We start from the raw sequence: 7631 nt of genomic DNA, 5'->3' as shown, positions 1-7631 counted from the left end.
GTTTCCTGACCGCGCGGTCGCGTGGCCGTTGCTTCGGCACAATTCGTGCCATTCAGGCACAGGCAACACCCTCAGATCCGGACACACGGAACGCGACATCGGGCGTGGGTATAGGACTTTTGACCAGGTGTTTGTGAGCCGGAAAATCTCGGCGACGCGAGCTAGCGACGCAAGTGTGCCCGCACATGTTTGGCACAGAGCACCAACTGGAGGCGACGGCTTCGCTCGACGCAGCTACGGTGGTCGATCAGGAGGACCGACCAGCCTAGAGCAGGCTCGCATTCTCCCGCCCCGCGCTCCGGAGATCAGCTCCGCCCTCATCGCCGATGGAGACGATATGACCCAAATCGCACTTCCCCGGAAGACCCCGGCCAGAGCGGCGGTCGCCGCCTGGATCGGCACGACGCTCGAGTACTACGACTTCGCCGTTTACGGCACCTCGTCGGCGCTGATCCTGAATGTGCTGTTCTTCTCGCCCGAGCTGCCCGAGGGCGTCAGCGTGCTGCTGGCCATGATCACGTTCGCGGTCGGATACGCGGTGCGTCCGCTCGGGTCCCTCATCTTGGGTCCGATGGGGGACAGGTTCGGTCGCAAGTTCGTGATGATGATCACGCTGTTCGGAATCGGCGGCTGCACCTTCCTGATCGGCTGCCTGCCGACGTACGCGCAGATCGGTGCCGCCGCTCCCATTCTTCTGGTGCTGATCCGCGTCATCCAGGGACTGTGCCTCTCGGGCGAGCAGCCCAGCGCCATCACGATGAGCCTGGAACACGCGTCGGAGCGCCGCCGGGGTTTCATCACCAGTTTCACCACGCTGGGCTCCGCCTCCGGCACGCTGCTCACGCTGCTGGTCTTCATCCCGATCGCCTCGATGCCGTCCGCGCAGTTGCTGACCTGGGGATGGCGGCTCCCGTTCTGGTTCTCCGCCATCGTGGTCGTCGTCGCCTACCTGATCCGCCGCCACGTGCAGGAACCACCGGAGTTCCTCGAGACCCAGTCCATCAAGGTCAACATCGCGCCGCTCAGTCAACTCCTGCGCTTCCACTGGCGGGCTGTGGCGCGGATCATCTTCTGCGCCCTCATCGCGGGAACCAGCTACATGATGCAGACGTTCTCGGTGGCCTTCGGAACCGCCGGATACAAGCTCGACAAGCCGACCATGCTGCTGACAACGACCGTTTCGGCATTGATCGCGCTCGGCATCACACCCATCGCCGGCTACCTCACCGACAAGATCGGCCGCAAGACGGTATTCCTCATCGGGACCGTCGGGGTCGGAATCACCATGGTGCCTTACCTCTGGTCGATCACGACCAGTAATTGGGCGCTGATCTTCTTGTTCGGGATCGTCGACTACTCGTTCTTCTACTCGATGGTGAACGCGTCCTGGCCGTCGTTCTTCGCCGAGATGTTCCCCGGCCGGGTGCGTGTCTCCGGGCTGGCCCTGGGCACCCAGATCGGCTTCGCGATCTCGGGGGCTGTCGGCCCTGTTCTCGCCACCGCGCTCTCAGGCGCCGATCTCAAGGGTTGGGTGGGCCCGTCGCTCGTAGCGATCGGCTTCATGGTCTTTGCAGGAGTGTCCGCGCTCACGGCGAAGGAGACACGGACGTACACGCTCAAGGAGCTCGACGAGGTGCAGCAGAGCGAGCCGGAGAAGGCTGCGGTCACTGCCGCGACAGCAGTTCCGCCCAACGTTGTCCGCGGCCTCGCTGCGCGGCGGGGTGTCGCTGAATGACGGCTCGTCGGGGCGACGAGCCGAATCGACAGGAGGAAATGTGACGTTCGCAGACTATTCGACTGCCCTTGTGACGGGCGCGACCTCGGGGATCGGCGCTGTGCTCGTCGAGCGCCTTCGCGAAAACGGGCTCACTGTGCACGCAGTGGCCAGGAACGCGGATCGGATCGCCGAGCTGTCGGAGCGGACCGGGGCCATCGGTCACGTCGCCGACCTGCGCGACACCGCTGCTCTGGAGGCGTTGGTTGCGGGCCTTGAGATCGACGTTCTCGCCAACATCGGCGGGGTGTCGCGGACCGGCAATGTGCTTGGAGCAACACGTGACGATATCGACGATCTGGTCGAGGTCAACCTCGGCGCGGTGCTGCACCTGTGCCGCCTCGCCCTCCCGGGAATGGTAGAGCGCGACCGTGGCCACGTGGTCAATATCAGCTCGATCGCCGGCCACTACAACTTCTTCGGACACACCGCCTATCACGCCACCAAGGCGGCCGTGCACCAGCTTTCCCGACAGCTGCGCAACGACACGCTCGGAAAGCGCGTGCGTGTGACCGAGATCTCGCCCGGCCGCGTTGAGACCGAGATCTTCGCACGTAACACGGGCGGCACCCCCGAAGACATCGCGCATGCGCACGCGACCTACTTCGAAGGCTACGAGTCGCTCACGACCGATGATGTGGTGAACGCCATCGCGTTCGCCATCGACGCACCCCGTCACGTGAACGTCGGCCTGATCGAGATCATGCCAACCTTCCAGGTGCCCGGAGGGCTGACCTTCGACCGTCGGGACCAGGACTGACCCGACGCTGTTAACCGCCCGGATACATCTACGGACCGACCAGTTCATTACCAAGAACCACAACTGGTATTCCTGGAGCACCTTCTCCCCGATATTGCCCGTCTAAGCTCCCAAATCGGGATCGTCCTCTGCGTCTTGGGCCGTCTCGAACAGCTCCGGGAACCGCCGTTCGCGCTCAGCGAGCACGGGCGCAGCGGGCCCGAGCCGTGGCTTCCGGTTGCGGGTGTCGTCTCCGCCTACGCGGTTGCTGCGCTCGGTGAGGGCTACGAGCGCGAGGTGACGGTCGGCCGTCCAGCAGATCGTCCGGCCCTTCTGGTCCTTGCTGCGGCCGAGGATGCCCGCCTCGTGCAGTTCGGTGAGAGCCCGGTGCGCAGCCGCAGGGGAGGCGGCTAAGCGCTCGCTCACGCTCTCGGCTGTGACTACCGGGTCAGTGGCCAGCGTCTCGAGGATGCGGAGCGACACGGCGTCGCGACGAGGCAACGCAGGGTTGCGGCCCTGGGAGCGGCGGAAGTCGACTAGCTGCTCGTGGAGCTCGACGTCGAGGGCGGCGATGTCGTCAGCGAGCTTCACCGCGGTGCCGGCTGCGGTTTCGGCCGCCTGTGCGAAGCCGATCACCCAGTCATCCAGTGCCTGCGGCACTGCGCGGAACGCGGAAAGCCCGGCGATGTACGCGTCGGTGCTGCCCGCGAACACGGTGCTGATGGGGATAAGCGTGTTGCGCACCGCGTCGGCACGGCGCAGGACCGTGTGGATGAGCGCCCGACCGGTGCGGCCGTTGCCGTCGACGAACGGGTGGATGGTCTCGAACTGAGCGTGGGCGATAGCGGCGCGCACCAGCGGGTTGCCTGTGGTCTCGGTGAGAAAGCCGGCGAGGTCGTCCACCAAGCGCGGGACCTCGGTCTCCGGCGGGGGGACGAACGCGGCGCGCAGCGGCGAGAAGCCGGGGCCGCCGACCCAGTTCTGCTCCGTGCGGAGTCCGCGCTCGAGGCGCGGTTCGATGACGTGCTGCAGGTCGATGATGTCCGACGCTGCGATCGGCCTTCGGAGGTCGGCAAATTCGGCGATGGCCTGCTCGGTGGCGCGGACGTTGGCGACGACGTCGAGCGCCTGCCGTGAACCGTGGTGCAGAAGTTCGGCGATGGCCAGGCGCTTCGGCGTGACGCGGTTGCCTTCGATCCACGAGGAGGAGATCGACTCGGAACGGATGAGCAGGTGGTTGAGATAGCCGCCCTTGGCCGCGAGGCGCTCATCGGCGCGGGCGAGGACGACGAGCGCGTCTTCGGCTGCCGTCCGGGCTTCGCTGCCGAGGTGGGGGAGAGCGGCGCCCAATTCGTCGGGGACGTGGGCGGGGTACTTCTACTTTAGAGGCGCTAAGCGAGAAAGTGCCGAGGACTTACGACGGCTAGGCGCCGCTGTCTGGTGCGTTTCCTGGATGCAAGCATCGATCGTGGCTGGTCGCGGACCCGAACACGTGTTGGACGACCTCCAGCTGCACCTCATAAGTGCGGAGCGGTGTTCAGCGGGTCCAGTTCGGCTCCGGGCTGTTCTCATGGAGTTCCGCGGCACGCGATTTGGTCAGATGGACCGATTCGCGGACGCGGATCGGCATGGGGACCAGATGCTCCCCAGGTTCGTGCTCGTGGTCGAGGAGCAGTTGCACTGCGAGAGCCCCCATGGTCTCGAACGGGGCGGCAGCGGTGGTGAGCATGGGGTGCAGGTAGACGGCGATGTCGTCGTCATCGAAAGAGACGACTGCAACGTCGCGTCCTGCTGTGAGGTGCGCCTCCGAGAGCGCGCGATAGGCGCCGAAAGCCAGTCGGTCATTCAGGCAGATCAGCGCGTGCGGCTGCACCCCGGCGCTCAGGAGGTCACGGATGGCCTCGTAGCCTGACTTGACCGACCAGGGCTGACAGGGAATTTGGGCGACCGGCCTCACGCCATGCTCGGCCAACGACTCCCAGATGCCCGCGAGTCGTCGCTGTACAGCGAACGTGAGCCATTCGTCGTCGGGCTGATCGAGCGAGCGCCCCAGGATGACGACGCCGTCGGTATGACCGGCATCGAGCAGCAGATCGACGATGTCCGTGGCCCCCCTTCGCTCGTCGGCATTGACGGCGTCTCGTGAGTCCGCGGAGATGGCGTTGAGCATGACGACCGGGGTGCTTCCAACCCGGTCGGGAATGGTAAAGGCGTGCGGTCGGGTGGCGGCGTAGATGATCCCGTCGACTTGTCGGTCGGTTAGTGCGTCGACTGCTTCGTCGACGGCGTTCAGCTCGCCTTCGATCTCGTTGATGAAGAGAACGTGACCGTGTCGTTTCGCTTCCTGGAGGGCCCCGCGAATGAGTCCGCTGGCGAGCCGGTCGGTCGTGACCTGGTCTGAGATGAATCCGAGGATCCGCGACTTCTGCGTGCTCAGGGCTCGTGCGGTGAGGTTCGGCCGGTAGCCGAGCTTGTCGGCGGCCGCACGTACTCGTTCGGCGGACTCAGGGGAGAGGCGCGTTCCCTGCCGTTCGTTGAGGACCAGCGACACTGCGGTTGTCGATACGCCGGCCTCGCGGGCGACATCGGCCATCGTCACTCGGCCTTGAGCCATTGCCGCCCTCCTCCCCATCGGAGTCCATGTTACTGCCATTTTGCTAAAGCGCTTGACTTTGCATGCTAAACCGCATAACTTCACTGGTTAGGCGGTTTAGCACACCACGGATTCAATGGAGAGAGACGTGCAGGGGAACAAGATACGAGCGATCGCGCGAGGCGCCGAGAAGTGTCGTCATGCTGACGATCGACGGGTCGTGGGTCTGGGACTTCTGGATCGCCGACGACGGAGTGGAATACCACCTCTTCTACCTTCACGCCCCTACGTCGCTTGTGGACCCGCGACGTCGCCACAGGGCAGCGCGCATCGGACACGCCGTCTCGGACGATTTTCAGAACTGGACTGTCGTCGACGAGTCCGTGCTCGATACAGGAGCGCCGGACGACTTCGATGCGACGGCCACATGGACCGGGAGCGTCGTCCGAGGAGACGACGGTATGTGGCGGATGTTCTACACGGGATCCCGGTTCCTGGGCCCTGAGCCCGAGATGGCCAACGTCGAAGCCATCGGGGTCGCAGTATCCGGTGACTTGCGGACCTGGACGAAAACTCCTGGGCCGGTCGTCGTTGCTGATCCACGGTGGTACGAGACCTGGGAGATGGGGACCTGGAAGGAAGAAGCATGGCGCGATCCGTGGGTCTTCAAAGATCCGGCCGGTTCAGGGTGGCACATGCTGATCACGGCCCGCGCGAACCACGGTGCGATAGACGACCGGGGCGTCATCGGCCATGCCTTCTCGCAGGACCTGGTGACCTGGGAGGTTCGCCCCCCGCTGAGCCGGCCCGGTGAAGGATTCGCGCACCTCGAAGTTCCCCAGGTGGCGGCGATAGACGGCCGATGGGTACTGCTGTTCTCATCTGCGGCGGGTTCGATGACAGCAGAGCATGCGTCTGACCACCCGGACCCTGGGACATGGGCTGTCCTCATCGATGACCCGACCAGACCCTTCCTCCTCGCAGCGGCCCGACCGGTCACCTCCGAGGCCCTCTACTCAGGTCGCGTCATCCAAGGTCGCAACGGAGGGTGGCAGTTCCTCGCGTTTCACAATGATCAGGTGGGCAGAGGCTTCGCCGGCGGCATCAGCGACCCATTCCCCTTCCACGTCCCGGTGGACGCGGCCCTGATCGCCAGCCGCGCGGCAGTAGTCCGGAGGCAGTGAGAGCCATCGACTTCCCTGGGCGCCGCAGGCATGCCCAGCGAGCAGCGTCACCCACCGCCTGCAACACGCATCCAGCGACGGATGCACCGAACAAGGAGAATCATGACCATCACACGAACCCTGCGACGCGGCGCGTTGGCCGCCGTCGCGGTGACAGCCGCCGTCGTCATGACGGCGTGCTCGAGCGCCGGGGGAGGCGTCAGCGCCGGCACTGGCACAGGCGCCATCAATGTCTGGGCACATCAAGGCCAGGACAGCGAGAATGCCGCATTGCAGGCTGCCGTCGACGGCTTCAACAAGTCGCAAGGCAAAGTCACCGCGAAGCTTCGGCTCATCTCCGGTGACACGTATACGACCACGATCACCAGCACACCGAAGAACCAGCTTCCGGATGTTCTGGAGATCGACGGGCCGACGCTGGCGAGCTTCGTCTACAACGACAAGCTCGCGCCGCTGAGCGACTATGTGGCCAAAGGCACCATAAGCAACGCCACGCCTGGTTCGGTGGCCGAAGGAACCTCCGGCGGCAAGCTGTACGGCCTGGCCATGTACGACTCCGCGATGGGGCTGTACGGCAACAAGAAGCTGCTGGATGCGGCCGGGGTCACCTACCCGACCTCGTTCGACAGCGCCTGGACTCCTGACCAATTCGCAGCGGCGTTGAAGGCATTGTCAGCGGCCGACCCATCGGGTAAGGCCCTCGACCTCAATGAGTCCGGACTCTCCGGCGAGTGGGGCACCTACGGATTCGCGCCGCTTGTGCAGTCGGCCGGCGGGAACCTGATCAAGAACGGCAAGTCTGCGGGAATGCTCGACTCGTCGGCCAGCGTGAAAGCGCTCGCCGACTTCGCGACCTGGAAGCCGTACACCGACCCAAACGCGGACGGAAACGCCTTCGTCGACGGTCGCGTCGGAGTCGCCTGGGGCGGCCACTGGAACTATCCGGTGTTCTCCAAGGCGCTCGGAAGCGACCTGGTCGTGATGCCGCTCCCGAACATGGGTCAGGGCGCCAAGGCGGGCGCAGGGTCATGGACCTGGGGAGTCGGATCGGGGACGAAGACCGGCAAGGCTGCCGGGCTCTTCCTGGACTACCTCCTGAACGACAAGAACGTGACCGCGATGACTCAGGCCAACGGTGCGCCGCCCGCGACCAAATCTGCATTCACAGCTGACACGCTCTACCAGACAGGCGGAGCGCTTGCCCTCTGGGGCGAGCAGCTCGCACATGCCTGCGCGGCGGACGCGATCACGAAGGACTGCCTGGCGGTCTACCGCCCTGTCACCGCCGGCTACCCCACCATCACCTCGAAATTCGCCGGCTCCCTTTCCGCTGTCTGGGGT

The 7631-nt window shown here is 65.1% G+C and carries 6 protein-coding genes; 4 read left to right on the top strand and 2 right to left on the bottom strand.

Going from position 1 to position 7631, the window contains the following annotated elements:
* Positions 1-337: 337 nt before the first annotated feature.
* Positions 338-1735, top strand: coding sequence for an MFS transporter (locus ACPYOG_RS17925; protein WP_481295510.1), 1398 nt, complete (start codon positions 338-340; stop codon positions 1733-1735).
* Between the two features lie 40 nt (positions 1736-1775).
* Positions 1776-2534: an SDR family oxidoreductase gene (locus tag ACPYOG_RS17920; protein ID WP_481295509.1), complete on the top strand. Its 759-nt coding sequence runs from the start codon at positions 1776-1778 to the stop codon at positions 2532-2534.
* Positions 2535-2636: 102 nt separating this feature from the next.
* Here the strand turns inward: ACPYOG_RS17920 and ACPYOG_RS17915 are convergent, their stop codons facing one another.
* Both ACPYOG_RS17915 and ACPYOG_RS17910 read right to left on the bottom strand, forming a co-directional pair.
* Positions 2637-3863: a Fic family protein gene (locus ACPYOG_RS17915; RefSeq protein WP_481295508.1), complete on the bottom strand. Its 1227-nt coding sequence runs from the start codon at positions 3861-3863 to the stop codon at positions 2637-2639.
* A gap of 187 nt (positions 3864-4050) precedes the next feature.
* The gene (locus ACPYOG_RS17910) at positions 4051-5106 is read right to left on the bottom strand and encodes a LacI family DNA-binding transcriptional regulator (protein WP_481295507.1); all 1056 of its coding nucleotides are present in this window, start codon (positions 5104-5106) and stop codon (positions 4051-4053) included.
* Positions 5107-5306: 200 nt separating this feature from the next.
* On the opposite strand from ACPYOG_RS17910, the gene ACPYOG_RS17905 reads away from it, so the two are divergent.
* Positions 5307-6290 carry a glycosyl hydrolase family 32 gene (locus ACPYOG_RS17905; RefSeq protein WP_481295506.1) on the top strand — a complete coding sequence of 328 codons (984 nt, stop codon included), beginning with the start codon at positions 5307-5309 and terminating at the stop codon, positions 6288-6290.
* Positions 6291-6392: 102 nt separating this feature from the next.
* Positions 6393-7631: sugar ABC transporter substrate-binding protein (locus ACPYOG_RS17900; protein WP_481295505.1), on the top strand; the 1239-nt coding region annotated here is incomplete at its 3' end.

The sequence above is a fragment of the Leifsonia sp. HAY1-4F genome (genome assembly GCF_056755275.1).
Note: the sequence above shows the minus strand (reverse complement) of the source record. Positions and strands in the feature narration are given on the sequence as shown.

Coding starts and splice junctions, on each gene's coding strand:
- ACPYOG_RS17925 (WP_481295510.1), top strand. CDS start 338: ATGACCCAAATCGCACTTCCCCGGAAGACCCCGGCCAGAGCGGCGGTC.
- ACPYOG_RS17910 (WP_481295507.1), bottom strand. CDS start 5,106: ATGGCCGATGTCGCCCGCGAGGCCGGCGTATCGACAACCGCAGTGTCG.
- ACPYOG_RS17905 (WP_481295506.1), top strand. CDS start 5,307: ATGCTGACGATCGACGGGTCGTGGGTCTGGGACTTCTGGATCGCCGAC.